This window comes from Agrobacterium sp. B1(2019), from assembly GCF_008274755.1.
GTDB classification, from domain to species: Bacteria; Pseudomonadota; Alphaproteobacteria; order Rhizobiales; family Rhizobiaceae; genus Agrobacterium; species Agrobacterium salinitolerans.
Map to the genome: position 1 here is coordinate 1,448,271 of NZ_VTPB01000001.1, position 25,697 is coordinate 1,473,967.

A 25,697-nucleotide genomic window follows, 5' to 3' on the forward strand; every position below is an offset into this window, starting at 1 on the left:
GCTTTTCATGAGCCGCAGGAAAGCTCCAACCTTTTGGATCCAGTTCGGCGCGGGTTTCTTGCCCGCACCGTCCACCTCATCCGAAAAACACGTCGCCGGCGGCAATCGAGCGCCTTGCGCCCTCGTCCTCATCCAGCAGCAGATAACCATTATCATCAATTCCGACAAAACGCCCGCCAATCGAGCGGTCCGGGAAATTGACGGTGATGTGTTCGCCAATACCGCAGGCCGCCGCCCGCCAGCCAGCCATGATGCCGGACACGCCCCTGCCCTCGTCCCATTCACGCAGAACCTCCGCCGTTTCACGGAAGAGATGCGCAAACAACTCGTCGGGCGAGCAGGATGCGCCATGTTCCGACAGCATGGTGACGGGGTAAAGCGGATTGTCCGGTTTATGGGCGATATTGATGCCAATGCCGATAACGATCACGCGCCGCCCATCTGGCAGCAACTCCGCCTCCATCAGAATGCCGCAGGTCTTGCAGCGGCCGATCAGCACATCGTTCGGCCATTTGATTTCCAGCGCCGCGCCACCGGTGGGCAGAACCGCGCGAATGGCGCGATAGACGGCCAGCGCAAAAGCAAGCGGCAGGGAACCGATGCGCTCCATCGGCGCAGGATCGATCAGAAGAAGGGAGGCGTAGAGATTGCCGGGCTCGGAGACCCATGGACGGCCGCGACGGCCGCGGCCGCCGGTCTGGCGGATGGCGGTAATCCACAGATTGCCGCCATCACCCGCCCGTGCCCGGGCGAAACATTCCAGATTGGTCGATGGCGTTTCCGCCATCGCCTCGTGCCGGAAGTCATCAATGGACATCCGGCCCGTATGCTTATGTGTGTTGCTCAAAAGAAGGTCTTCGCCGCAACAGTGACCGCGTTGCCGAGCGCACCGCCGAAGACGATGAAGGCGACAACAAAGAGACCGGAAAGCGCATAAACGACCTTAAGTTCGCCGGCGGGACGCTCGAACTTGTCCTTGGCCTCATCGAACCACATCACCTTGACGACGCGGATGTAATAATAAGCGCCGACAACCGAGCCGATCACACCGATAATCGCGAGCGGATAAAGCTTCGCTTCGATGGCGGCGAGGAAGACGTAATACTTGCCGAAGAAGCCGGCGAGCGGCGGGATGCCGGCAAGCGAGAACATCAGGATCGTCAGCACAACCGCCATAAAGGGGTTCGAAGACGAAAGACCGGCCAGATCCTCGACAGTCTCGACATTGCCGATTTCCTTGCGGCGCATGGAGAGAATGCAGGCAAAGGTGCCGAGCGTCATGACCATGTAGATGGTCATGTAGAGAATAACGCCCGAGATACCGGCTTCGGTGCCCGCAGCAAGACCAACCAGCGCATAACCCATGTGGCCGATGGAGGAATAGGCCATCAGGCGCTTGATGTTCTTCTGACCAATCGCAGCGAAAGAGCCAAGCAGCATGGAGGCGATCGAGATGAAGACGACGATCTGCTGCCAGTCGGCAAAGACCGGCTGGAACGCTTCGATGACGATGCGAACGAGGATCGCCATGGCGCCGATCTTCGGTGCTGCCGAGAGGAAGGCCGTGACCGGGGTCGGAGCGCCTTCATAAACATCCGGCGTCCACATATGGAACGGAACGGCGGAAATCTTGAACGCCAGACCGGCCAGCACGAAGACCAGACCGAAGACGAGGCCGAGCGAACGGGTTTCCGATGCCAGAACCTGAGCGATTTCGGTGAAGCCGGTATTGCCGGTAAAACCGTAGACCAGCGACATGCCATAAAGCAGCATGCCGGAGGAGAGTGCGCCGAGAACGAAATATTTCAGGCCCGCTTCCGTTGAGCGCAGGCTCTCGCGGTTGATGGCGCAGACGACGTAGAGCGCGAGCGACTGCAGTTCCAGCGCCATGTAGAGCGAGATCAGATTATTGGCCGAGATCATCAGCAGGATGCCGAGCGTCGCGAGCACCAGCAGCACCGGATATTCGAAACGGCCGATGGGCTCGAAGCGGCCCTGGCCGACGGCCAGGATCATGGCGGTGATGGAGCCGATCAGCGCCAGCACCTTCATGAAGTTACCGAAGGCATCGGCGATGTAGACACCGCCGAAAGCCACGCCCGATGCGGGGGCAAAGATGATCCAGAGACCGACGACGAGCAGGAGGGCAACGGCAAGGCCGGTGACCGTCGTTGTCGACTTGTCGCCCGAGAAGACGCCAATCATGAGCAGCGCCAGCGCGCCGACCGCAAGGATCAGCTCGGGCGTCGCAATGTGCAGACTGGCAAAAAGGATTTCAGCGGTCATGTCCAACGGGTCCTGTCGTCAATTCATAGAGAGCGCAACATTTTGCGCCGCCTGCAGTGCAGCCGAATAGTTGTTTACCAGAAGATCGACCGACGCGGCTGTCGCATCGAACACCGGCGCCGGATAGACACCGAAGAAGATCGTCAGCACGACCAGCGGATAAAGGATGACCTTTTCGCGGGTCGACAGATCGAGCAGGCTCTTCAGGCTTTCCTTCTCCAGCGCGCCGAAAATCACGCGGCGGTAAAGCCACAGCGCATAGGCGGCCGAGAGGATGACGCCGGTGGCGGCGAACAGGGCGACCAGCGTGTTGGCGCGGAAGACACCGATCAGCGTCAGGAATTCACCGACAAAGCCGGACGTGCCGGGCAGGCCGACATTGGCCATGGTGAAGATCATGAAGGCGACGGCATATTTCGGCATGTTGTTGACGAGACCGCCATAGGCGGAAATCTCGCGGGTGTGCAGCCGGTCATAGACGACGCCGACGCATAGGAAGAGCGCGCCTGAGACGATACCGTGCGACAGCATCTGGAAGATTGCGCCCTGCACGCCCTGAACGTTGGCTGCGAAGATGCCCATGGTCACGTAACCCATGTGGGCGACGGAGGAATAGGCAATCAGCTTCTTGATGTCGTCCTGCATCATCGCCACCAGCGAGGTGTAGATGATGGCGAGAACCGAGAGCGTGAAGACGAAGGGTGCGAAATAATCCGACGCCAAGGGGAACATCGACAGCGAGAAGCGGATGAAACCGTAACCGCCGAGCTTCAGCATGACGCCAGCCAGGATGACCGAGCCTGCGGTCGGGGCCTGAACGTGGGCATCCGGCAGCCAGGTATGCACCGGCCACATCGGCATCTTAACCGAGAAGGCGGCAAAACAGGCAAGCCACAGCCAGGTCTGCATTCCCGCCGGGAAGCCGTATTTCAGCAGTTCCGTCATATCGGTCGTGCCGGCCTGCCAGTACATTGCCATGATGGCGAGCATGGTCAGAACCGAGCCGAGCAGCGTGTAGAGGAAGAACTTGTAGGAGGCGTAAACGCGATCCTTGCCGCCCCACACACCGATGATGATGAACATCGGGATCAGAGTCGCTTCGAAGAAGACGTAGAAGAGAACCGTATCCAGCGCCACGAAAACGCCGATCATGACGACTTCCAGCAGCAGGAAGGCGATCATGTATTCCTTGATGCGTTTCTCGATCGAATCCCAGCTTGCCAGCACGCAGAAAGGCATGAGGAAGGTGGTGAGGATGACGAAGAGCATGGAGATGCCGTCGACGCCAAGATGGTAGGCGGCGATGTTGCCGAACCACTGATGCTTCTCGACCATCTGGAAACCGGGGTTCGAATTGTCGAAACCGATCCAGATGAACAGCGACACGATGAAGGTGAAGACTGTCGTCAGCAGCGAGACATTGAGAATGTTGCGGCGACCATAGGGGCCGTTCTCATTCGTCAGAAGCAGGAGCACCACGCCGACGAGCGGCAGAAAGGTGACCGTTGAAAGAATGGGCCAATCGGTCATCAGAGGGCACTCCCGAGCATCATCCAGGTGACAAGCGCCGCGATGCCGATCAGCATCGCAAAGGCATAATGATAGAGGTAACCGGATTGCAGGCGGACCATGCGGTTGGTCACGTCAACCACACGCGCTGCAATGCCGTTCGGTCCATAATGGTCGATGACGGCGACGTCGCCCTTCTTCCACAGGAAGCGGCCGAGCGCCTTTGCGGAACGAACGAAGAGGAAGTCATAGAGTTCGTCGAAGTACCACTTGTTGAGAAGGAACTGGTAGAGGCCGCGATGGGTCTCGGCCAGACGCTTCGGCGTCTCCGGCGACTTGATGTACATGTACCAGGCGGTCACGAAACCAAGAGCCATGGCGAAGAACGGGCTCCACTTCACCCACAGCGGAACGTGGTGGAACTCTTCGAGGATCTCATTTTCCGGGAGCGTGAACAGAGCGCCCTTCCAGAACTCGGCATATTCGTGGCCGAAGAAATAACCTTCGAAGGCCACACCGGCGAAGATCGCGCCAACGGTGAGGATGAAGAGCGGGATCAGCATGACCATCGGCGATTCATGCACATGGTGCATCACGTCGGCCGAAGCACGCGGCTTGCCGAAGAAGGTCATGAAGGCCAGACGCCAGGAATAGAAGCTGGTGAACAGCGCCGCAATGACCAGCAGCGTGAAGGCGAAACCGGACAGAACCGAATGCGAGGCATAAGCGGATTCGATGATGACGTCCTTCGAGAAGAAGCCGGCAAAACCGATCATCGTGCCCGGAATACCAACGCCGGTCAGCGCCAGCGTGCCAACGGTCATGGTCCAGAAGGTGATGGGGATATGCTTGCGCAGGCCGCCCATGTAACGCATGTCCTGCTCGCCATCGACGGCATGGATGACCGAGCCGGCGCACAAGAACAGAAGAGCCTTGAAGAAGGCGTGCGTGAAGAGGTGGAATACGGCGGCGCCGTAAGCACCGACGCCAAGCGCCACGAACATGTAACCGAGCTGCGAGCAGGTCGAATAGGCAATCACGCGCTTGATGTCGTTCTGCACGAGACCGACGGTTGCCGCGAAGAAGGCGGTGATGGCGCCGATCAGCGTCACGACGGTGAGCGCATCATGCGACAGTTCAAACAGCGGCGACATGCGGGCGACGAGGAAGACGCCGGCGGTGACCATGGTTGCTGCGTGAATGAGAGCCGACACAGGTGTCGGGCCTTCCATGGCGTCCGGCAGCCAGGTATGAAGCAGGAACTGCGCCGATTTACCCATGGCGCCCATGAAGAGCAGAAGGCAGACGCCGGTCATCGCATTGGCCTTGTCCAGATGCATACCGAACAGGTTGATGACGGTTTCCGAGGAGGCCGCGCCTTCAGCCGGCAGATAGGTCGCAGCGGCAGCGAAGATGGTTTCGAAATTGATCGAGCCGAACAGCACGAACACGCCGCCAATGCCGAGGATGAAGCCGAAGTCACCGACGCGGTTGACGATGAATGCCTTCATCGCAGCAGCAGAAGCGGACGGCTTCTTGAACCAGAAGCCGATCAGCAGGTAGGACGCCAGACCCACGCCTTCCCAGCCAAAGAACATCTGCAGCAGGTTGTCGGAGGTCACCAGCATCAGCATGGCGAAGGTGAAGAGCGACAGATAGGCAAAGAAACGCGGACGATGCGGATCGTGGTGCATGTATCCGATCGAATAAAGGTGCACCAGCGTCGAGACGGTGTTGACGACGACGAACATGACGGCCGTCAGCGTATCGATGCGGAAAGCCCATTCGACATCAATGCCGCCGGACTGGATCCAGCGCAAGACAGTAACCTTGATCACCTCGCCCGGCTCGCCATGGGCGAGCGCGACGGTGAAGAAGACGATCCAGGACAGGATGGCGACCACGATCATCAGACCGGTGGTGACATATTCCGAAGCCTTGGCGCCGATGGAGCGGCCGAACAGGCCGGCGATCAGGAAGCCGATCAGTGGAAGAAAGACGATAGCCTTGTAGATCATAGCCTTATCAGCCCTTCATCATATTGACGTCTTCGACGGCGATCGATCCGCGGTTGCGGTAGAAGACAACGAGTATTGCAAGACCGATGGCCGCTTCGGCAGCTGCGACGGTCAGAATGAACAAAGCGAAGACCTGGCCGACGATATCGTTCAGGAAGGCCGAGAAGGCCACCATGTTGATGTTGACCGCAAGCAGGATGAGTTCGATCGACATGAGGATGACGATGACGTTCTTCCGGTTGAGGAAGATGCCGAAGACGCCGATCGTGAAGAGGATCGCGCTGACCGTCAGGTAGTGGGAAAGACCGATTTCCATGTTCTGTTTCCTTGGATCCGTTCGCGCCTCAGATGCCCTGGCCCGGCTTGACCTTGACCGTGGTAACCGCGGTCTTGGGGTCACGGCCGACCTGCGTGGCAATGTCCTGCCGCTTGATGTCGGTGCGATGACGCAGGGTCAGCACGATGGCGCCGATCATGGCCACCAGCAGCACAAGACCGGCGAGCTGGAAGAAGTAGACGTAATTGGTATAGAGCACGTCGCCGAGTGCGGCCGTATTGGTGCGTTCGGTCACAGGCGGGATGGGCATGGTGATGGACTTTGCCGCGATCGGGTTCAGCATGCTGCCGCCGACCACAACGATCAGTTCCGCCGCCAGGATGACGCCGATCAGCGCGCCGACAGGCGCATATTGCAGCACCCCGGAGCGCAGCTCGGCAAAATCCACGTCCAGCATCATCACGACGAAGAGGAACAGCACCGCCACGGCGCCGACATAAACCACCAGCAGGATCATGCCGAGGAATTCGGCGCCCGTCAGCAGGAACAGCGCGGCCGCGTTGAAGAAGGTCAAAATCAGAAACAGCACCGAATGAACAGGGTTCTTCGATGCGATGACCATGAACGCAGACGCCACCGCGACGAAAGCGAATATATAAAAGAATACAGCGTGCAGACCCATGTTGGTGCCTTCTTGTCCTCATCGGGCAAAGATGGCTCGAAGGCCCCTCACCCGTTTCGTCCCCGCCGGCGAAAACCGCGCAGGCATTTTACTTTTCATCGCTCTCCGGGGTCGCCCCCGGAAAGACGGTTGCACCTTAACGGTAAGGCGCATCCAGTGCGAGGTTGCGCGCGATTTCACGCTCCCAGCGGTCGCCATTGTCGAGAAGCTTCTGCTTGTCGAAATAAAGCTCCTCGCGGGTTTCCGTCGCGAATTCGAAGTTCGGGCCTTCGACGATGGCATCGACCGGGCAGGCTTCCTGGCAGAAACCGCAATAGATGCACTTCACCATGTCGATATCGTAACGCACCGTGCGGCGGGTGCCGTCATTGCGGCGCGGACCGGCTTCGATGGTGATCGCCTGAGCGGGACAGATCGCTTCACACAGCTTGCAGGCGATGCAGCGTTCTTCACCGTTCGGATAACGGCGCAGCGCATGTTCACCACGGAAGCGCGGCGAGACCGGACCCTTTTCGAAAGGATAATTGATCGTCGCCTTCTGCTTGAAGAAGTGGCGCATCGTGAGCAGGATCGCGCCGACGAATTCCTTGAGGAACAGCGAGTTGACGGCTTGGGAGAGGCTTGCCATCTCAGTCTCCAGATCTTTGAGCGAGGAGTTCAGACATCAACCGGCCCACCCCGTCAGCTTCAATACGAATGCAACAATAACGACCATCGCGAGCGACAGCGGCAGGAACACCTTCCAGCCAAGACGCATGAGCTGGTCGTAACGGTAACGCGGAACGAATGCCTTGGTGAGAGCGATCATGAAGAAGACCATGCAGCCCTTCAGCGCGAACCAGACGATGCCTGGAACCCAGTTCAGGAACCATACATCCACGATCGGCAGCCAGCCGCCCATGAACAGGATCGTCGTCAGGCAGCAGATCAGGACGATCGCAGCATATTCGCCGAGCATGAACATCATGTAAGGCGTGGAGCCGTATTCGACCATGTGACCGGCAACCAGTTCCGACTCCGCTTCCGGAAGGTCGAAGGGCGGACGGTTGGTTTCGGCAAGGCCCGAAATGAAGAACACGATGAACATCGGGAACAGCGACAGCCAGTGCCAGTCGAGGAACGAGGCCGGCAGACCGAGCATGGTGCCGAGGCCGGTCTTCTGGGCAAGCACGATGTCCGTCAGGTTAAGCGAGCCGACGCAGAGCAGAACGGTGACGATGACGAGACCGATCGACACTTCGTAGGACACCATCTGCGCAGCGGAACGCAGCGCGCCGAGGAACGGGTACTTCGAGTTCGAAGCCCAGCCGCCCATGATGATGCCGTATACTTCGAGCGAGGAAATCGCGAAAATGTAGAGAATGCCGACATTGATATTGGCAACGACCCAGCCATCGGCGAAGGGAATGACCGCGTAGGTGGAAAGCGCCAGCGTCACCGCAACCAGCGGCGCCAGAAGGAAAACGGCCTTATTGGCGCCTGCCGGAATGACCGGTTCCTTCAGGATGAACTTCAACAGATCGGCGAAAGACTGGAAGAGACCGAAGGGACCAACGACGTTCGGACCACGGCGCAGCTGCACGGCCGCCCAGACCTTGCGGTCGGCTAGCAGCAGGAACGCGATGGATACCAGAAGGCAAACGAGAAGCAGCAGGGACTGGCCGACCATGATCAGCGCGGGCCAGACGTAGCTCCAGAAAAACTGTTCCATAAATCCCCTACCCTTACTCTGCCGCAGCCTGGAAATTGTTGCGGGCCAATGCGGAGCACTCGGCCATGACGGCGGATGCACGCGCAATCGGGTTCGTCAAATAAAAGTCTTTTACCGGCGAAGCAAACGCCGACTTCACGAGCGAGCCGGTCTTGCCGGCCAGCGCTTCGATATCCGTGGCCTTGCCGGCGACGATCTCGTCGGTTTCCGCCAGATGCGGATGGGCGACGTAGAGCTGGCCGCGCAGGGCAGACAGCGAATCGAACGGCAACTTCTTGCCGAGAACGTCGGACAGCGCACGCAGGATAGCCCAGTCTTCACGGGCTTCGCCCGGTGCGAAACCGGCGCGGTTGCCAACCTGCACGCGGCCTTCGGTATTGACCCAGATACCGGATTTTTCCGTATAGGCCGCACCCGGAAGAATGACGTCGGCGTTCATCGCGCCCTGATCGCCATGGCTGCCGATATAGACGGTAAACTTTGCGCCCTTGTTCGACAGGTCGAGTTCATCGGCGCCCAGCAGGAAGAGAACATCCATGGAGGCGACCATGTCAGCAGCGGCTACACCGCCCTCTCCCGGCACGAAGCCGATATCGAGACCACCAACACGGGCAGCGGCAGTGTGCAGAACCGAGAAGCCATTCCACTCTTCGGTGACAGCGCCGACCGAGGTGGCGAGCTTGGCAGCAGCGGCAAGAACAGCAGCGCCATCAGCACGGGCCAAAGCGCCCTGACCGATGATGATCAGCGGGTTTTTGGCGGACTTCAGTTTTTCAACGAAGCTGTGCGAACCGTTGGCCAGATCGGAGAGCGTTTCAGCACCCGGACCGAGATATTCGTAATTGTAACGCAGCTCGCCAGCTTCGCCGATCACGCCGATCGGGAAGCCGCCGCGACGCCAACGCTTGCGGATGCGGGCGTTCAGCACGGCCGCTTCGTAACGCGGGTTGGAACCAACGATCAGCAGTGCGTCGGCCTGCTCGATGCCTTCAATGGTGGAATTGAAGATGTAGCTGGCGCGGCCGAGCGACGGGTCAAGCGCTGCGCCATCCTGGCGGCAATCGACATTGGCCGAACCGAGCGACGCGAGAAGCGACTTCAGCGCGAACATTTCTTCGACGGAAGACAGATCGCCGGCAATCGCACCGATCTTGGAGCCAGAGGTTGCGGCGACAGCCTGCTTGATCGCACCGAAGGCTTCGCCCCAGGTCGCGGCCTGCAGACGGCCGTCCTTGCGGACGTAAGGCCGGTCGAGACGCTGCGTCTTCAGGCCGTCCCAGATGAAGCGACTCTTGTCGGAAATCCACTCTTCGTTGATGGCTTCGTTGACACGCGGCATGACGCGCATGACTTCACGGCCACGGGTATCGACGCGGATGGCCGAACCGAGAGCGTCCATCACGTCGATGGTTTCAGTCTTGTTCAGTTCCCACGGACGGGCGGTGAAGGCGAAAGGCTTGGAGGTGAGCGCGCCGACGGGGCACAGGTCAACAACGTTGCCCTGAAGCTCTGATGTCATCGCCTGCTCGAGATAGGTGGTGATCTCAGCATCTTCGCCGCGGCCGATGAGGCCCAGTTCGGCAATGCCGGCCACTTCCGTGGTGAAACGAACGCAGCGCGTGCAGTGAATGCAACGGTTCATGACCGTCTTGACGAGCGGTCCGATATATTTGTCTTCAACCGCGCGCTTGTTTTCCGCATAACGCGAACCGGCGATACCGAAGGCCATGGCCTGGTCCTGCAGGTCGCATTCACCGCCCTGGTCGCAGATCGGGCAATCCAGCGGGTGGTTGATGAGCAGGAATTCCATCACGCCTTCGCGGGCCTTCTTGACCATCGGCGTGTTGGTGAAAACCTCAGGCAATTCGCCGTTCGGGCCGCCGCGAACGTCGCGCACGCCCATGGCGCAGGAAGCGGCCGGTTTGGGCGGTCCGCCCTTCACCTCGATGAGACACATGCGGCAGTTACCCGCGACCGACAAGCGCTCATGAAAACAAAAGCGCGGAACTTCGGCGCCAGCCTCCTCGCACGCCTGCAACAGCGTGAAATGATCCGGAACCTCGATCTCTTTACCGTCAACCTTGAGCTTTGCCATGGTTCTACTTACGTCCTGTTGCCTGTTCGTCCCATGTCTCACACGGTCCGCAACAAATCCTTAATCACGCCCGGCATCCGAAGGTTCGCCAGACGTTTCATGGTGTTGCGGGGCCGGAAATTTCCGGCTCCGCTCGAAGCCTCAACGCTTATTCAGCGGCTTCCAGAACAGCGCCATCATCCATGGCCCTGTAGGTATATTGGTCGATGCGCTTTTCGATTTCCGGACGGAAATTGCGGATCAGCGCCTGTACCGGCCATGCGGCGGCATCACCGAGCGCACAGATGGTGTGGCCTTCGATCTGCTTTGTCACTTCAAACAGCATGTCGATTTCACGCTTCTGCGCGTTGCCCTTGACCATGCGTTCCAGCACGCGCCACATCCAGCCCGTGCCTTCGCGGCACGGCGTGCACTGGCCGCAGCTTTCATGCTTGAAGAAGGCCGCGATGCGGGCAATCGCCTTGATGACGTCGGTGGACTTGTCCATGACGATCATGCCGCCGGTGCCGAAGGAAGACTTCACTTCGCGCATGCCGTCAAAGTCCATGATGGCGTCCTTCATGTCCTCACCGCGAACGATGGGGCAGGATGCGCCGCCCGGGATGACGCCGAGCAGATTGTCCCAGCCGCCGCGAATGCCACCGCAATGGTGCTCGATCAGCTCGCGGAAGGACAGGCCCAGCGCATCTTCGAAGGTGCACGGACGCTCGACATGGCCGGAGACCATGAACAGCTTGGTGCCGACATTGTTCGGACGGCCGATGGACGAAAACCATGCAGCGCCACGGCGCAGGATGGTCGGGGCAACGGCGATCGATTCGACGTTGTTGACCGTCGTCGGGCAGCCATAGAGACCCATATTGGCCGGGAACGGCGGCTTAAGACGCGGCTGGCCCTTCTTGCCTTCAAGGCTTTCGAGCAGCGCCGTCTCTTCACCGCAGATATAGGCGCCTGCGCCGTGATGGACGTAGATGTCGAAATCCCAGCCGTTCTTGTTGTTCTTGCCAAGCAGGCCGGCATCGTAGCACTCGTCAATGGCTGCCTGCAGCGCCTCACGTTCGCGCATATATTCGCCGCGAACATAGATGTAAGCGGTGTGCGCGCCCATGGCGAAACCGGCGATTACGCAGCCTTCGATCAGCGTATGCGGATCGTTGCGCAGGATTTCGCGGTCCTTGCAGGTGCCGGGCTCGGATTCGTCGGCATTGACGACAAGGTAATGCGGACGGCCGTCATTCTCCTTCGGCATGAAGGACCATTTGAGACCGGTCGGGAAGCCAGCACCGCCGCGACCGCGAAGGCCGGAAGCCTTCATCTCGTTGATGATCCAGTCACGGCCCTTTTCGATGATCTGCTTGGTGCCGTCCCAATGGCCGCGCGCAAGCACACCCTTCAGGGACTTGTCCTTGAGGCCGTAGAGATTGGTAAAGATGCGATCCTGATCTTTTAACATGCTTCACCTCTTACCGCGGCTTCTTGCCGAAGACCCTGATGTACTCGGCTTCGCCACCCTTGGCGAGCGCCTCGGCCTGCTTGACCCAGTCATCACGGCCAATACGGCCCTTGAAATTCAGATATCCATCGACCCAGTCGCATTCGGCCTGTTTCCAGCCGGCGATCTGCGCAAATGTGAAGATGCCGAGATCGTGCAGCGTGCCTTCGATTTTCGGACCGACGCCGGAAATGAGCTTCAGGTCATCGGGCGTTGCGGGCTTTTCGATACCGGCCGGACGATCCTTGGAATCGAGCGACGGCTTCGCGGATCCCGAAGCTTCCTTTTCGGCGGTCTTCGCATTCGCTTCGGCAGCCTTCGGTGCGGTCGCAGGCGTCTTCAGCTTCGGATCGGTTTCCGGGGCGTCCGTTTTCGGCTTGGCGGCGTTGGACGGCGGAACCGACGCGGCGTCCGCAGGCGCTTCGGCCGGCTTGTCGAGATTGGAGCGATCCGGCTTGATCTCTTGCGTCAGCGTCGTCAGACCGCCGACCGGGACCGACTGGTGACGGTCGATCTGCGGGCCGGTCTTGACGGTGTCGCCCTTGCCGGCCTCGAATGTGTCGATGATCTCTTCCAGACGCTCGGGCGTCAGGTCCTCATAGGCGTCCTTGAAGATGATGACCATCGGCGCGTTGACGCAGGCGCCCTGACATTCCACTTCTTCCCAGGAAAGCGTCCCGCTCTCATTGGTGTGCAGCGGATCGTGGTGGATCTTCTTGCGGCAGACATCCATCAGCGCTTCAGAGCCGCGCAGCATGCAGGGCGTGGTGCCGCAGACCTGAACGTGGGCGCGCGTGCCAACCGGCTTCAGCTGGAACTGCGTATAGAAGGTCGCCACCTCCATGACGCGGATATAGGCCATATCCAGCATGTCGGCGATTTTCTCGATGGCGGCGCGGGTAACCCAGCCGTCCTGCTCCTGCGCACGCATGAGAAGCGGGATGACCGCCGATTGCTGGCGTCCCTCGGGATATTTCTTGATCGTCTTTTCAGCCCATGCGGTGTTTTCCGCATTGAAGGCAAACGCCACGGGCTGGAACTGATCTTCGGCTAGTCGACGAACGGACATACTTCCTCACGCCTTTTCAGTTTAACGTCTCACAACGCGATCTCGCCACCGTGACGAATTCGCAGGCGTAAGCCGCCTTGTCTTTCTGCATGAACACGATGAACTTGCTGCCATTGGGAACCGAGGCCTTGATCTCGTATCCCGACGACAGAAGCTGCTTGATGGTCGAGCCGCCACCGCTTGAGTACGATACGCTCCCCTCGTCCGTCGCCGTCTGGGCGAGAACGGAGGTCGACATCGCAGCAAGAGAAGCCAGAATGGCCAGCGGCAGACGCATCAGCGGTCGACCTCCCCGAACACGATGTCGAGGGAGCCGAGCACGGCTGTAACGTCAGCAAGCTGATGGCCCTTGCACAGGAAATCCATCGCCTGAAGATGGGCGTAGCCCGGAGCGCGGATTTTGCAGCGATAGGGCTTGTTTGAACCGTCTGCGACCACGTAAACGCCGAACTCACCCTTGGGCGCTTCAACGGCGGCGTAAACTTCCCCAGCCGGAACGTGGTAACCTTCGGTATAGAGCTTGAAGTGGTGGATGAGCGCTTCCATCGAACGCTTCATCTCGCCGCGCTTGGGCGGGACCACCTTGCCATCCAGCGAGGAGACCGGGCCGATGCGATGCTTGCCGGAGAGAAGATCGACGCATTGCTTCATGATCTTTACCGATTCGCGCATTTCCTGCATGCGGATCAGGTAACGGTCATAGCAATCGCCGTTCTTGCCGACGGGAATGTCGAATTCCAGATCGGAATAGCACTCATAGGGCTGCGAACGACGCAAATCCCAGGCAGCGCCCGAGCCGCGCACCATCACGCCGGTGAAGCCCCAGGCGAAGGCGTCTTCCAGCGAGACGACGCCGATATCGACGTTACGCTGCTTGTAGATGCGGTTGTCGGTCAGAAGACCTTCGATATTGTCGAGAACGGTCAGGAACGGATCGCACCATTTGCCGATATCGTCAACCAGTTCCGGCGGCAGATCCTGATGCACGCCGCCCGGACGCACATAGGCCGAGTGCATGCGGGCGCCACAGGCGCGCTCATAAAACACCATCAGCTTTTCGCGCTCTTCGAAACCCCAGACCGGCGGCGTCATCGCGCCGACGTCCATGGCCTGCGTAGTGACGTTCATGATATGCGACAGGATGCGGCCAATTTCCGAATAAAGAACGCGGATCAGCTGGCCGCGCATCGGAATTTCGAGACCGAGCAGCTTTTCGACGGCGAGCGCGAAAGCGTGTTCCTGGTTCATCGGCGCGACGTAGTCGAGACGGTCGAAATAGGGAACGGCCTGCAGATAGGTCTTGGTCTCGATCAGCTTTTCAGTGCCGCGATGCAGCAGACCGATATGCGGATCGACGCGCTCAACGATTTCGCCGTCCAGTTCCAGAACCAGACGCAGCACGCCGTGCGCGGACGGATGTTCCGGACCGAAGTTGATCGTGAAATTGCGGACGTTATGCTCAGTCATACTAGTGCTCCGCCGAGGTGATCATGGCGATGAATTCGGGGCCGGTCATGTTCTGCGTGGTCTCAGCGAAGGAATAGCTCGAGGGCTTCTCATCCGTGAAAATCTGCTGCGCGAACGTAAAACTGGAAGGATTGTCGAAAGCCTGCAGCGAAACGGCAAAATGCTTGCCGTCCTTCGAACGCCACATCAGCGTGCTGCCGCAATTCGTGCAGAAGCAACGTTCGCCCCATTCCGAGGAGGAAAAGACGCCAAGATGTTCATCACTCTCGAAAGACACGCCTTTGCATTCGACAGCCATGAACGCACCGCCGGACCAGCGGCGGCACATGGAGCAATGGCAGACGCCGAATTCGCGGGCACCGAGCGTGGCTGTGAAGCCGACGGCGCCGCAAAGACATTGTCCATGCTCTGTCGCGGGGGCTTCGCTCATTGCTTGGCCTTTTCGTCACCCGGGAGAACATATTCCGTTCCTTCCCAAGGGGAAAGGAAATCGAAATTGCGGAATTCCTGCTTCAGTTCGACCGGTTCATAAAGAACCCGTTTCAGAACGTCATCGTAACGCACTTCCACAAAGCCGGTAACCGGAAAATCCTTGCGCAGTGGATGGCCTTCGAAGCCGTAGTCGGTGAGGATGCGACGCAGGTCCTTATGGCCTTCGAAAGGAATGCCGTACATATCCCAGGCTTCGCGCTCGAACCATTCCGCCCCCATGTAGACGGAGGTCGATGAAGGAACGCCTTCGTCTTCCGCCACCTGCAGCTTGACGCGCACGCGCAGATTCTGGCGCGGTGACAGAAGATGGTAGACGACATCGAAACGCTTTTCGCGCTGCGGCCAGTCAACGCCGCAGATATCGATGATGTTGACGAAACCGCACTGCACGTCGTCACGCAGGAAGGTCAAAAGCGCGATCACGCTTTCAGTTGTCGTGTTCAGCGTCAGTTCGCCATAGGCGATATCGGCAGACACCACGAGGGAACCGCGCGCTTCCTTAACGTAAGCAGCAAGATCGTTGAGAGCTTCGCTCATTCTTAAATCCGTCCTTTGCCCTTAGCGCTCGATCGTACCGGTACGCCGGATCTTCTTCTGTAGCAGAAGCACACCGTAAAGCAGCGCCTCCGCCGTGGGCGGACAGCCCGGAACGTAGATATCCACCGGCACGACGCGGTCGCAGCCGCGCACCACGGCGTAGGAATAGTGGTAATAACCACCGCCATTGGCGCAGGAACCCATGGAAATGACGTAACGCGGCTCAGGCATCTGATCATAGACCTTGCGCAGCGCAGGTGCCATCTTGTTGGTCAGCGTGCCGGCGACGATCATCACGTCCGACTGGCGCGGCGAAGCGCGCGGGGCGACGCCGAAGCGCTCCATGTCGTAACGCGGACCGGACGCCTGCATCAGGCCTTCGACAGCGCAGCAGGCAAGACCGAACTGCATCCACATCAGCGAGCCGGTACGGGCCCAGGTGATCAGCTCGTCGGTCGAGGTAACGAGGAAGCCCTTGTCGGCCAGCTCGTCGTTGATTTCCGTGAAGTAGGCGTCGTTGCTGCCAACCGGCTTGCCGGTTGCGGGATCGATGATCCCCTTCGGCTGCGGCGCAACGAGCGTGCTGTTGTTCTGGCTCATGCCCATTCCAGCGCTCCCTTCTTCCACTCATAGATAAAGCCGATGGTGAGAACGAGAAGGAACACCATCATCGACCAGAAACCGAACCAGCCCATCTCACCGAAAGACACCGCCCAAGGAAACAGGAAGGCGACTTCCAGGTCAAAGATGATGAACAGAATCGAAACCAGATAAAAGCGGATATCGAACTTCATGCGGGCGTCGTCGAAGGCGTTAAAACCGCACTCGAAAGCAGAAAGCTTTTCCGGGTCCGGCGCCTTATAGGCGACAGCGAAAGGCGCGATGAGAAGCGCCAGGCCGATGACGAGAGCGATACCGATGAAGATTGCGATCGGAATGTAGGAACTGAGGAGTTCAGTCATGGTCTCTTCCTTGCCCGGCCGGGCGCCGGGCCTGCCTTTGCGACCCAAGTCTCAAAGAACGGACAAATATGTTGCAACGCCAAAGTGGTTAGCGCAGCCGCGCCCTCTCTGCAAGAGTTTAGCCTCCATTTCAAGACACCTGCCGCATTGATTGGCAACAATATTGCCGGAATTGACGCAAATTTGGGCCACAATTCCGGCCTAAGCCCCTCAAATACAATAATAATCGATTGAACGACGCAACCGCAAAAAAGTCACACGAATTTTACGTCCGGAAGACGGCGAAGTGACGATATCGGGAGATCGAAACTTGATACAAAAATGCAGGAAAAATCACGACGGGAGAGCCCGGAATCAGACGCTGGAATGGTCAAAAACAGAGATGCGCGACGAGCGCTTTATTTTCTTTAAGGAGACATTTCATGAAGAAGAAATGGCGCGAGTGACGGGGCTCGAACCCGCGACCTCCGGCGTGACAGGCCGGCACTCTAACCGACTGAGCTACACCCGCGCTCCACAGACATTCGCCTGCGTATTTTCCGAGGAACAGGATGGCGCGAGTGACGGGGCTCGAACCCGCGACCTCCGGCGTGACAGGCCGGCACTCTAACCAACTGAGCTACACCCGCTTATCCTGACCGACAGAACCTTGGTTCCGCCGTACGAACCAGCCTCGGCTGTTCGTTGAGCGGCTAACTACGGCGTTCGTGCGGGGGTGTCAAGCAGGTTTCACGACAAAAGAATAAGCTTCTTCATTTTGATCGATAAAAACCCTTGGGCGTTTGATCGGCACTCCGGCAAATACCTTGTTTTACGGGCTTTTCCCAACGAAAACAAAAAACTTGTCCACAGCCAGCGGCGCCCCCAACGGTATTTCTCCGGGGTCATCACGGCGTCATCGGCTGCTGGTTTTGCCAAAAAGCCCGCAGTTCCCGGCTTTTAGCCCCTCCCCTTCGGAGGAGGGAAAAGCTTCCCCGAAAAAAAACAAAAAAACTTCACAAAAGCCCTTGCGGTTTTTTTCCGATCCGAATACATCACGGCCACCGACGCGGCGGACATGATCCGCAAGACGCGAAGGGCGATTAGCTCAGTTGGTAGAGCGCCTCGTTTACACCGAGGATGTCGGGAGTTCGAGTCTCTCATCGCCCACCATTTTCCCAGAAGATTTAAATAACAATCCGTGAATCAGCGCACACCTCGGTTTTTGCGAGCGATTCTGGTGCGGGGAATTATTGCCCCCTGCCCTCAATGCGATCCGTGAAGCGTCGTCATGATTGCCAACAGGTAGAATCGCTTCTCTTCAGTTGCGCCATGCCAAATCGGAACTGCTGTTCCATATTCCGACAGCTGTCCGCCCCTCCTGTATCACCTCGCAACATACCGGAAAATAAGGAAGATTCAGACTTTCTAAAGAGATTTCAGGCATTGTTTGCGCACCGTTTCATGATGAACGGTTGAACTGATGGATGAAGCCATGTCGATCGACGCGTTTGTAACACTCGCGCTTATTGCGCTGCCTGTTTATATTTTTTTTCGCTGGGTCCAGCAGGATTCGGAAAAACAAGATACTCCCAAAAGTCCAAAGTCCATGGGGCGCTGATCCATCGGGATCGGTCCGCTACATTTCACTGACGACATCCTCCAAGATCCGATACTGAAAGAACAATGCCGATTTGCGGCTCGTTTCGTGACGCAATGTTCAAGATTGGCGACAGCCCATGTGGCTCTCTTCGCCAAATAAAAAAGCCGGGCAATCGCCCGGCTTTTCTCTTTATCGATACAACTCTGCGCAATCAGTTGATCGCCTTCATCTCGACCTTGAAGAACAGCGTCTCGCCGGAAGAATCGTCCACACCGTCATTGTCTGTCACGGCATAGGCCGCTCCAGCCTTGTCGAAGGTGAAGCCTTCCAGCTTGTCGACGACGTAGCCGTTGGTCTGGGCCTTGAGGTCGGGCAGGAAGTCGTGGGCTTCCTGCTTGGTCACCAGCGGCAGTTCGCCGCCGATCTTGCCAGGCTTCAGGTCGGCGATCGCAACGCGGTAGAGCTTCTTGATCTTGGCCTTGTCGCCGATCTGGTTGTCGCGCTCGATGATATAGACATTATCGCCCTGCGCGGTGATTTCAGAAAGGCCGACCCAGCCGGCTTCGGTCTTGTCGAGCGGATAACGCACAGCGCCCCACTCCTTGGACTTCGGATTATAGGAGACGAGCTTGACGAAGCCCTTCTCGTCCGTGCCCCATTCACGCTGCACGGCCATCCACAGCGTCGCGTCGTCGCCCGTGCCGACCATCGTCACGCCTTCGAAACCGAAGCGGGTATCGCTGGCGAGCAGTTCCTTCGGCAGCGCGATCTCGGCCTTGATTTCACCCTTGGCGTTGACGTTATAAAGCGCATGCGGAACGAGCTTGGCGCTGTCGCCTTCAGAGGCCAGCCAGAAACCGCCCTTGCCGTCCAGCGTGATGCCTTCGATGTCAAGCTTCTGAGCGGCGACGCCGTCACGCTTGACGCGCAGCACGCTGGTGATGACAGCAGGCTTTTTCGTCGCATCAATGGTGAAGATCGACGGCTGATTGCCATAGACCGAATCGGACACGGCATAGAGAATGCCAGGCTTTTCGGCATCGCCGACCAGACCCGAGAGCGCACCCCAACCGATCGGCGCACCATCGACTGTCGCGGAGACGAGCTGCGGATAGGCTGCTTCACCTTCAGCACGCTCATAAAGCATGACATGCGAGCGGACGCCGCCGTCTTCGATCAGATCGACCTCATTGGCCGTGGCAAGGAGGTTGCGCGACGGGATGGCGACAGCGCCTTCCGGCGAAATGCCCGAAGGCAGGAGCTGGGTCAGCTGCGGTTCTGCCCCGGTATCCTTGTAAACAGCGGCAACGGAGGCGCGCTCGGCAAGCACGAAGAAGTACTTCTGGCCATCGAAGGTCGCCGCTTCCAGACCCTCGGGCTCGATCCCCTTGGCCTTGGAACGCTTTTCCGGATAGTGGCCGATGGCGGCAACCGCGTGCTCGAGCGAGGTGCCAGCCTCATAAAGAAGCTTGCCGGTCTTGTCGAAGATGGTGAAGCCGCGCGAACCGCCCTGCCAGTCGCCCTCATTGGCGATCACGATGCGGTCATTGTCCAACCACTTCACGGCGTCCGGCTCGCGCTTGCGGCCTTCCTGTTTGTCGGTGAATTTCAGCTGGCCATCGGTCTTCGTATCAATGCCTTCAAGATCGACCTTGCCGGCGGAGAAATGCGTCTTCACCGTGCCGGTCTTGCCGTCGATGATGACGATATGGTTGTTTTCCTGCAGCGTCAGCGCGATCTCGCCATTGGCGTTGATCGAAACAAATTCCGGTTCCGGATCCTCCGGGGAAATTTCAGCGAGACCGGTAACGTCGATCTTCTTCAGCGTCGCGCAGTCGGCAACACCATCCTTCAGGCCGACGGTAACGAGGTAACCGGCTGGCATCTGCGGCAGGGCGCCTTCGTTCACCTCTTCATCGCGCTCGTTTTCGATCGCGATGGCGGCAAAGGTCTTGTCCGGGGAAACGGCGACGGAATCGGGTTGGCCGCCGAGGTCGCAGCTTGCCTCAACCTTCTTCGTGGCGAGATCGACCGTCACCAGCTTGCCGGAAGGCTTGGCGCGATTTTCCGACGTATTGACGCCGGCCAGAACCTTCAGACCGGCAACGGCAACGGAGGTCGGCTCGCCTTCCAGCAACAATGCACCGCCGGCCTTGGGAGCCTTGGCGTCTGTGATGTCGATGAAACCGATGCCGCCAAGCGGGCTGTCCGAATAAATCAGCGTCTTGCCGTCTTCGCTGGCGGTAATGATTTCAGCCGAAGTGACAGACTTGGCGTCCTTGTCCGCGGGAAGGTTTTTCGCCACCGGGAACGATGCAATGCGGTTGAAAACCGGCTCGGCAGCGGCCGGGATGGCCGCGGACGCGAGCAGAGCTGCAGTCAAAGCCATTTGAGAAAATCGGAACGCCATTTTAATCCCCCTTGGGTCCAGAAATACCCCATGGCTTCTGCGTCAAAGACATGACAGTGGCATGACATTTCCTTGCGGGAGAATCAAAAAGCCCGACTGCTGGAGCCGGGCTTTCGCGTTTATGCGCACATTCCGCGTTTCGAAACACCACCCGCTTTAGCGTCGATGTGACGGCGTCAGGGCGTCAAAACATGTTTCCTCGTGAACCTGAAAAGCCGCCCGCCCGCCGCCGGACGTTGCAGCTTTCCGGAAACCTTACGAGTTGACGGCGTCCTTCAGGCCCTTGCCTGCGGAAAACTTCGGTACGTTGCGAGCCGGGATATCGACTTCAGCACCCGTCGAAGGGTTACGACCCTTGGAGGCTTCACGACGGCTAACGGAGAAGCTGCCGAAGCCAGCGAGGCGGATGTCGCCACCGCTCTTCAGTTCGTTCTGTACGGTTTCGAATACGGCATCAACAGCGGAAGCAGCATCTGCCTTCGTGAGACCAGCCTTTTCGGCAACAGCAGAGACGAGCTCGTTCTTGTTCATGTTTCCACCCCTTTCAATGGTTTGAAACGACTAGGAATTAAGTCGGCGCAGAATACCTTCGCATCCGCGCGCAGCAACCCAAAAGCGCTGGAATCGCCTGAAAAACAAGGGGTCTGGAGTTTTTTTCACAAAAAAGGCCGACATTTCTGCCGGCCTTCCACATATTCGTGCCAAATTCGCATCACTTGCGCTGATCTTGGCGCCGCATACACGATGGGCCACCTAACGCATTGATTCTATGCACACCCGTCGCGAAAGGCGATTCCCGCCCCTCGCGACGATGCATGTATCAATGGGCGATCGTCTGGCTGCCGTCATCAACACCTTCGACCGTTGCGATCACAGGCGTTTCGATGCTGCCGTCCCACTCGATGGGCTCCGGCTGGCGGATAAGGGCGTGCTTGATAACCTCGCCCATGCGCGACACCGGAATGATTTCCATCTCGTTCTTCACGTTGTCCGGAATCTCCGCCAGGTCCTTGGCGTTTTCTTCCGGGATCAGCACCTTCTTGATGCCGCCGCGAAGCGCTGCAAGCAGCTTTTCCTTCAGGCCACCTATCGGCAGAACGCGACCACGCAGCGTGATCTCGCCCGTCATCGCCACATCCTTCGAGACCGGGATACCGGTCATGATGGAGACGATGGCAGTCGCCATGGCAACGCCGGCCGACGGACCGTCCTTCGGGGTTGCCCCTTCGGGAACGTGGACGTGGATGTCGCTCTTGTCGAAGCGCGGCGGCTCGATGCCGAAGTCCACGGCGCGCGAGCGGACATAGGATGCCGCTGCCGAAATGGATTCCTTCATCACTTCCTTGAGGTTACCGGTCACGGTCATGCGACCCTTGCCCGGCATCATCACACCTTCGATGGTGAGCAACTCACCGCCGACTTCCGTCCAGGCCAGACCAGTGACAACACCGACCTGATCCTCACGCTCGGCCTCACCGTGGCGGAACCGCGGCACGCCCAGATAGTCGGGAACGTTTGCAGCGGTGACTTCCACGGACTTGACCTTGCCCTTGATGATCTCGGTGACAGCCTTGCGCGCCAGCTTCATCAGCTCGCGTTCGAAGCTGCGCACGCCCGCTTCGCGGGTATACTGCTGGATGACGACCATCAGGGCATCATCGGTGACCGAGAACTCTTCCGGACGCAAGGCATGTTCCTTGATCGCCTTGGGCAACAGGTGACGCTTTGCGATTTCGCGCTTTTCGTCTTCCGTGTAACCGGCGATGCGGATCACTTCCATACGGTCCATCAGGGGACCCGGAATGTTCAGCGTGTTGGCCGTGGTCACGAACATCACGTCGGAGAGGTCGTATTCCACTTCCAGGTAGTGATCCATGAAGGTGGAGTTCTGTTCCGGATCGAGAACCTCCAGCAGTGCCGACGACGGATCGCCACGGAAATCCATGCCCATCTTGTCGATTTCGTCGAGCAGGAAGAGCGGGTTCGCCTTCTTTGCTTTCTTCATCGACTGGACGATCTTGCCGGGCATGGAGCCGATATAGGTACGGCGGTGACCGCGGATTTCCGCCTCGTCACGAACGCCGCCCAGCGCCATGCGCACATATTCACGGCCGGTCGCCTTGGCAATCGACTTGGCAAGCGAGGTCTTGCCGACGCCGGGAGGACCGACGAGGCACAGGATAGGACCGCGGATTTTAGAAGCACGGGCCTGTACAGCCAGATATTCGACGATGCGTTCCTTGACCTTGTCCAGACCGAAGTGATCCTGATCGAGTATCGTCTCGGCCGCATTGAGGTCGGTCTTGATCTTCGACTTCTTGCCCCAGGGCAGACCCAGCAGCCAGTCCAGATAGTTGCGCACGACTGTGGCTTCCGCCGACATCGGGCTCATCTGGCGAAGCTTCTTCATTTCCGCCTCGGCCTTTTCCTTGGCCTCCTTGGAAAGCTTGGTCTTGGCGATGCGCTCTTCCAGTTCGGCCATCTCGTCACGACCGTCTTCGCCGTCGCCGAGTTCCTTCTGGATCGCCTTCATCTGTTCGTTCAGGTAATATTCGCGCTGGGTCTTTTCCATCTGGCGCTTGACGCGCGAGCGGATGCGCTTTTCGACCTGAAGCACCGAAATCTCGCCTTCCATGAAGCCGAGCGCCTTTTCAAGCCGCTGCTTCACGCTGACGGTTTCCAGCATTTCCTGCTTTTCGGTGATCTTGATCGACAGGTGCGAAGCGACCGTATCGGCGAGCTTAGAATAGTCGTCGATCTGGCCGGCAGCGCCGACAACCTCGGGCGAAATCTTCTTGTTGAGCTTCACATAGCTCTCGAATTCAGAGACGACCGAACGGGACAGCGCCTCGATCTCGACCGGATCTTCGGCAGGCTCCTGCAACGGCGTCGCGGTGGCTTCATAGAAGTCTTCACGGCCGGTGTAGCTGTCGATCTGGGCGCGGCCCTTGCCTTCCACCAGCACCTTCACTGTGCCGTCGGGAAGCTTCAGGAGCTGGAGCACATTGGCGACCGTGCCGACCTTGTGGATGGCTTCCGGTGCCGGATCGTCGTCGCTGGCGTTGATCTGGGTGACAAGCATGATCTGCTTGTCCGAACCCATGACTTCCTCGAGCGCACGAATGGATTTTTCCCGCCCGACGAACAGGGGAACGATCATATGCGGGAAAACGACAATGTCGCGCAGGGGAAGTACGGGATAGGTACCGCCAGATGCCGCAGACGTGATGTTCGTCATATCATTTCCTTTCCATGGTCCCTTTCGGGACACCTTGCCGGACAGCTTGGGGCATCCGGCACATTCATTTCTCGAGACTGAAAGTGGAGTTTCGAAACACCGATTTCAAGTCGTCGGAACAGACGGCCTGACGCACCAGCAAGACCGTGAAATTCAACAAAACTCAGCGCTGGCTAATACTCCCGACATTTCCGGTTATCCTTGATGACCAGGAACCGGGTCGCCGACGGAATTCACATTTCCGTCATATCGCGCTGCAAATCAGTTGTAAGACTTTATCAGCAAAGCGCAATCCGCTCCAAACGCAAAATCGGGCTTCGTCAAGTTAGACGCAAGTTTCGTGAGGTCGTTCTAATAGAAAAGGCCCGCACGGATGCGGGCCCTGATCTCGTCCAACATTGCATCAGCCGATCAGGCCGAAACGTTGGTCTTTTCTTCCTGGCGGTCCGCATAGATGTAGAGCGGACGGGCGACACCGCTGACGACCTCGTCGGAAATGACGACCTCGCGCACGCCTTCCAGGGTCGGCAGCTCGAACATGGTGTCCAGAAGGATCTTTTCCATGATCGAGCGCAGGCCGCGGGCACCGGTCTTGCGGGTGATCGCCTTGCGGGCGATTTCGCGCAGCGCGTCTTCGTGGAAGGTCAGCTCGACATCTTCCATCTCGAACAGGCGCTGGTACTGCTTGACCAGCGCGTTCTTCGGCTCGGACAGGATCTGGATCAGCGCATCTTCATCCAGGTCTTCCAGCGTCGCCAGAACGGGCAGACGGCCGATGAATTCCGGAATGAGGCCGAACTTCACCAGATCTTCCGGTTCCAGTTCGCGCAGCACTTCGCCCACACGACGATCGTCTTCCGCCTTGACGGTCGCACCGAAGCCGATCGATGTCTTTTCACCACGGGCCGAGATGATCTTGTCGAGACCGGCGAATGCGCCGCCGCAGATGAACAGGATGTTGGTCGTATCCACCTGCAGGAATTCCTGCTGCGGATGCTTGCGGCCGCCCTGCGGCGGAACGGAAGCGACAGTGCCTTCCATGATTTTAAGAAGCGCCTGCTGAACGCCCTCGCCCGACACGTCGCGCGTGATGGACGGGTTGTCCGACTTGCGGGAGATCTTGTCGACTTCGTCAATATAGACGATGCCGCGCTGGGCGCGCTCGACGTTATAATCCGCAGCCTGCAAGAGCTTGAGGATGATGTTTTCCACGTCCTCGCCGACATAACCGGCTTCGGTCAGCGTCGTTGCGTCCGCCATGGTGAAGGGAACGTCGATGATGCGGGCGAGCGTCTGGGCAAGATAGGTCTTGCCGCAACCCGTCGGACCGACGAGCATGATGTTCGACTTCGCCAGCTCGACATCGCCATTCTTGGAGGCGTGCGCGAGGCGCTTGTAGTGGTTGTGAACGGCCACGGACAGGATTTTCTTCGCCTGCTTCTGGCCGATGACATATTCATCGAGGATCTTGATGATATCCTGCGGGGTGGGAACACCCTCGCGCGACTTCACCATAGACGTCTTGTTCTCCTCGCGGATGATGTCCATGCACAATTCGACGCATTCATCGCAGATGAACACCGTCGGTCCGGCAATGAGTTTCCGGACTTCGTGCTGGCTCTTGCCGCAGAATGAACAATAGAGTGTATTCTTAGAGTCGCCGCCGTTGCTGCCGCTGACTTTGCTCATATCTCTTTCCTTCCAGCACGCCGCAGGTCCGCCAAACGGATCGCGGTCAACTTACCGCCCGCCGATACGGCAGCCCTTGGGGTGCATCGCCGTATCCGCCTCGTTTCCCGGGGTACTAACCGGTATCAGATACATGAGCTGATACCCGGCTGCAACGAATTCCCCATCAAACCTAGCTACG

The 25,697-nt window shown here is 58.6% G+C and carries 22 protein-coding genes and 3 tRNA genes; 2 read left to right on the forward strand and 23 right to left on the reverse strand.

Annotated features, from left to right (window positions below; all coding sequences use genetic code 11):
- Positions 1 to 76 precede the first annotated feature (76 nt).
- The 19 genes from AGR1_RS07180 to AGR1_RS07270 form a co-directional block, all read right to left on the reverse strand.
- Positions 77 to 817, reverse strand: a complete 741-nt coding sequence (locus tag AGR1_RS07180) for a biotin--[acetyl-CoA-carboxylase] ligase (protein ID WP_187772071.1) — start codon at positions 815 to 817, stop codon at positions 77 to 79.
- Between the two features lie 26 nt (positions 818 to 843).
- A complete protein-coding gene (gene nuoN / locus AGR1_RS07185; RefSeq protein ID WP_149146576.1) occupies positions 844 to 2,286 on the reverse strand; it encodes an NADH-quinone oxidoreductase subunit NuoN in 1,443 nt (480 codons plus the stop codon).
- A gap of 18 nt (positions 2,287 to 2,304) precedes the next feature.
- Positions 2,305 to 3,816: an NADH-quinone oxidoreductase subunit M gene (locus AGR1_RS07190; protein ID WP_149146577.1), complete on the reverse strand. Its 1,512-nt coding sequence runs from the start codon at positions 3,814 to 3,816 to the stop codon at positions 2,305 to 2,307.
- Positions 3,816 to 5,813, reverse strand: a complete 1,998-nt coding sequence (gene nuoL, locus AGR1_RS07195) for an NADH-quinone oxidoreductase subunit L (RefSeq protein WP_065115441.1) — start codon at positions 5,811 to 5,813, stop codon at positions 3,816 to 3,818. The genes AGR1_RS07190 and nuoL overlap by 1 nt, the downstream gene beginning before the upstream one ends.
- A gap of 7 nt (positions 5,814 to 5,820) precedes the next feature.
- Positions 5,821 to 6,129 carry an NADH-quinone oxidoreductase subunit NuoK gene (nuoK, locus tag AGR1_RS07200; RefSeq protein WP_003521516.1) on the reverse strand — a complete coding sequence of 103 codons (309 nt, stop codon included), beginning with the start codon at positions 6,127 to 6,129 and terminating at the stop codon, positions 5,821 to 5,823.
- Positions 6,130 to 6,157: 28 nt separating this feature from the next.
- Complete coding sequence (locus tag AGR1_RS07205) at positions 6,158 to 6,772, reverse strand: NADH-quinone oxidoreductase subunit J (protein WP_149146578.1); 615 nt, start codon at positions 6,770 to 6,772, stop codon at positions 6,158 to 6,160.
- 136 nt (positions 6,773 to 6,908) lie between these two features.
- The gene (gene nuoI / locus AGR1_RS07210) at positions 6,909 to 7,400 is read right to left on the reverse strand and encodes an NADH-quinone oxidoreductase subunit NuoI (protein ID WP_077982447.1); all 492 of its coding nucleotides are present in this window, start codon (positions 7,398 to 7,400) and stop codon (positions 6,909 to 6,911) included.
- A 36-nt stretch (positions 7,401 to 7,436) separates the two neighbouring features.
- The gene (gene nuoH, locus AGR1_RS07215; protein ID WP_080790884.1) at positions 7,437 to 8,483 is read right to left on the reverse strand and encodes an NADH-quinone oxidoreductase subunit NuoH; all 1,047 of its coding nucleotides are present in this window, start codon (positions 8,481 to 8,483) and stop codon (positions 7,437 to 7,439) included.
- 13 nt (positions 8,484 to 8,496) lie between these two features.
- The gene (nuoG, locus tag AGR1_RS07220; RefSeq protein WP_149146579.1) at positions 8,497 to 10,578 is read right to left on the reverse strand and encodes an NADH-quinone oxidoreductase subunit NuoG; all 2,082 of its coding nucleotides are present in this window, start codon (positions 10,576 to 10,578) and stop codon (positions 8,497 to 8,499) included.
- Between the two features lie 148 nt (positions 10,579 to 10,726).
- Complete coding sequence (nuoF, locus tag AGR1_RS07225; protein ID WP_077982450.1) at positions 10,727 to 12,031, reverse strand: NADH-quinone oxidoreductase subunit NuoF; 1,305 nt, start codon at positions 12,029 to 12,031, stop codon at positions 10,727 to 10,729.
- Positions 12,032 to 12,041: 10 nt separating this feature from the next.
- Positions 12,042 to 13,139 carry an NADH-quinone oxidoreductase subunit E gene (locus AGR1_RS07230; protein ID WP_149146580.1) on the reverse strand — a complete coding sequence of 366 codons (1,098 nt, stop codon included), beginning with the start codon at positions 13,137 to 13,139 and terminating at the stop codon, positions 12,042 to 12,044.
- A gap of 16 nt (positions 13,140 to 13,155) precedes the next feature.
- Positions 13,156 to 13,416 carry a hypothetical protein gene (locus tag AGR1_RS07235; protein ID WP_149146581.1) on the reverse strand — a complete coding sequence of 87 codons (261 nt, stop codon included), beginning with the start codon at positions 13,414 to 13,416 and terminating at the stop codon, positions 13,156 to 13,158.
- On the reverse strand, positions 13,416 to 14,606 hold the full coding sequence (locus AGR1_RS07240; protein WP_020012326.1) for an NADH-quinone oxidoreductase subunit D: 1,191 nt from the start codon (positions 14,604 to 14,606) through the stop codon (positions 13,416 to 13,418). The genes AGR1_RS07235 and AGR1_RS07240 overlap by 1 nt, the downstream gene beginning before the upstream one ends.
- Before the next feature lies 1 nt (position 14,607).
- Entirely contained in the window at positions 14,608 to 15,036 is a 429-nt protein-coding gene (locus AGR1_RS07245) for a GFA family protein (protein WP_149146582.1), read from the reverse strand.
- Positions 15,033 to 15,635: an NADH-quinone oxidoreductase subunit C gene (locus AGR1_RS07250; protein WP_149146583.1), complete on the reverse strand. Its 603-nt coding sequence runs from the start codon at positions 15,633 to 15,635 to the stop codon at positions 15,033 to 15,035. The genes AGR1_RS07245 and AGR1_RS07250 overlap by 4 nt, the downstream gene beginning before the upstream one ends.
- A gap of 21 nt (positions 15,636 to 15,656) precedes the next feature.
- Positions 15,657 to 16,241 (reverse strand): NADH-quinone oxidoreductase subunit B, encoded by a 585-nt coding sequence (locus AGR1_RS07255; RefSeq protein ID WP_003512655.1) that lies wholly within the window; start codon positions 16,239 to 16,241, stop codon positions 15,657 to 15,659.
- Positions 16,232 to 16,597, reverse strand: a complete 366-nt coding sequence (locus AGR1_RS07260; RefSeq protein WP_003496469.1) for an NADH-quinone oxidoreductase subunit A — start codon at positions 16,595 to 16,597, stop codon at positions 16,232 to 16,234. The genes AGR1_RS07255 and AGR1_RS07260 overlap by 10 nt, the downstream gene beginning before the upstream one ends.
- Before the next feature lie 434 nt (positions 16,598 to 17,031).
- Positions 17,032 to 17,108 (reverse strand) — tRNA-Asp (locus tag AGR1_RS07265).
- 41 nt (positions 17,109 to 17,149) lie between these two features.
- Positions 17,150 to 17,226 (reverse strand) — tRNA-Asp (locus tag AGR1_RS07270).
- A 447-nt stretch (positions 17,227 to 17,673) separates the two neighbouring features.
- On the opposite strand from AGR1_RS07270, the gene AGR1_RS07275 reads away from it, so the two are divergent.
- Both AGR1_RS07275 and AGR1_RS29520 read left to right on the forward strand, forming a co-directional pair.
- Positions 17,674 to 17,749, forward strand: a tRNA-Val gene (locus tag AGR1_RS07275).
- 310 nt (positions 17,750 to 18,059) lie between these two features.
- Entirely contained in the window at positions 18,060 to 18,197 is a 138-nt protein-coding gene (locus AGR1_RS29520) for a hypothetical protein (protein WP_165691159.1), read from the forward strand.
- Positions 18,198 to 18,390: 193 nt separating this feature from the next.
- Here the strand turns inward: AGR1_RS29520 and AGR1_RS07280 are convergent, their stop codons facing one another.
- The 4 genes from AGR1_RS07280 to clpX form a co-directional block, all read right to left on the reverse strand.
- The gene (locus AGR1_RS07280) at positions 18,391 to 20,589 is read right to left on the reverse strand and encodes an esterase-like activity of phytase family protein (protein ID WP_149146584.1); all 2,199 of its coding nucleotides are present in this window, start codon (positions 20,587 to 20,589) and stop codon (positions 18,391 to 18,393) included.
- Between the two features lie 255 nt (positions 20,590 to 20,844).
- The gene (gene hupB / locus AGR1_RS07285; protein WP_003496481.1) at positions 20,845 to 21,120 is read right to left on the reverse strand and encodes a DNA-binding protein HupB; all 276 of its coding nucleotides are present in this window, start codon (positions 21,118 to 21,120) and stop codon (positions 20,845 to 20,847) included.
- 289 nt (positions 21,121 to 21,409) lie between these two features.
- Entirely contained in the window at positions 21,410 to 23,827 is a 2,418-nt protein-coding gene (gene lon, locus AGR1_RS07290; RefSeq protein ID WP_003521527.1) for an endopeptidase La, read from the reverse strand.
- A 411-nt stretch (positions 23,828 to 24,238) separates the two neighbouring features.
- Positions 24,239 to 25,516, reverse strand: coding sequence for an ATP-dependent Clp protease ATP-binding subunit ClpX (gene clpX, locus AGR1_RS07300; RefSeq protein WP_063951205.1), 1,278 nt, complete (start codon positions 25,514 to 25,516; stop codon positions 24,239 to 24,241).
- Positions 25,517 to 25,697 lie beyond the last annotated feature (181 nt).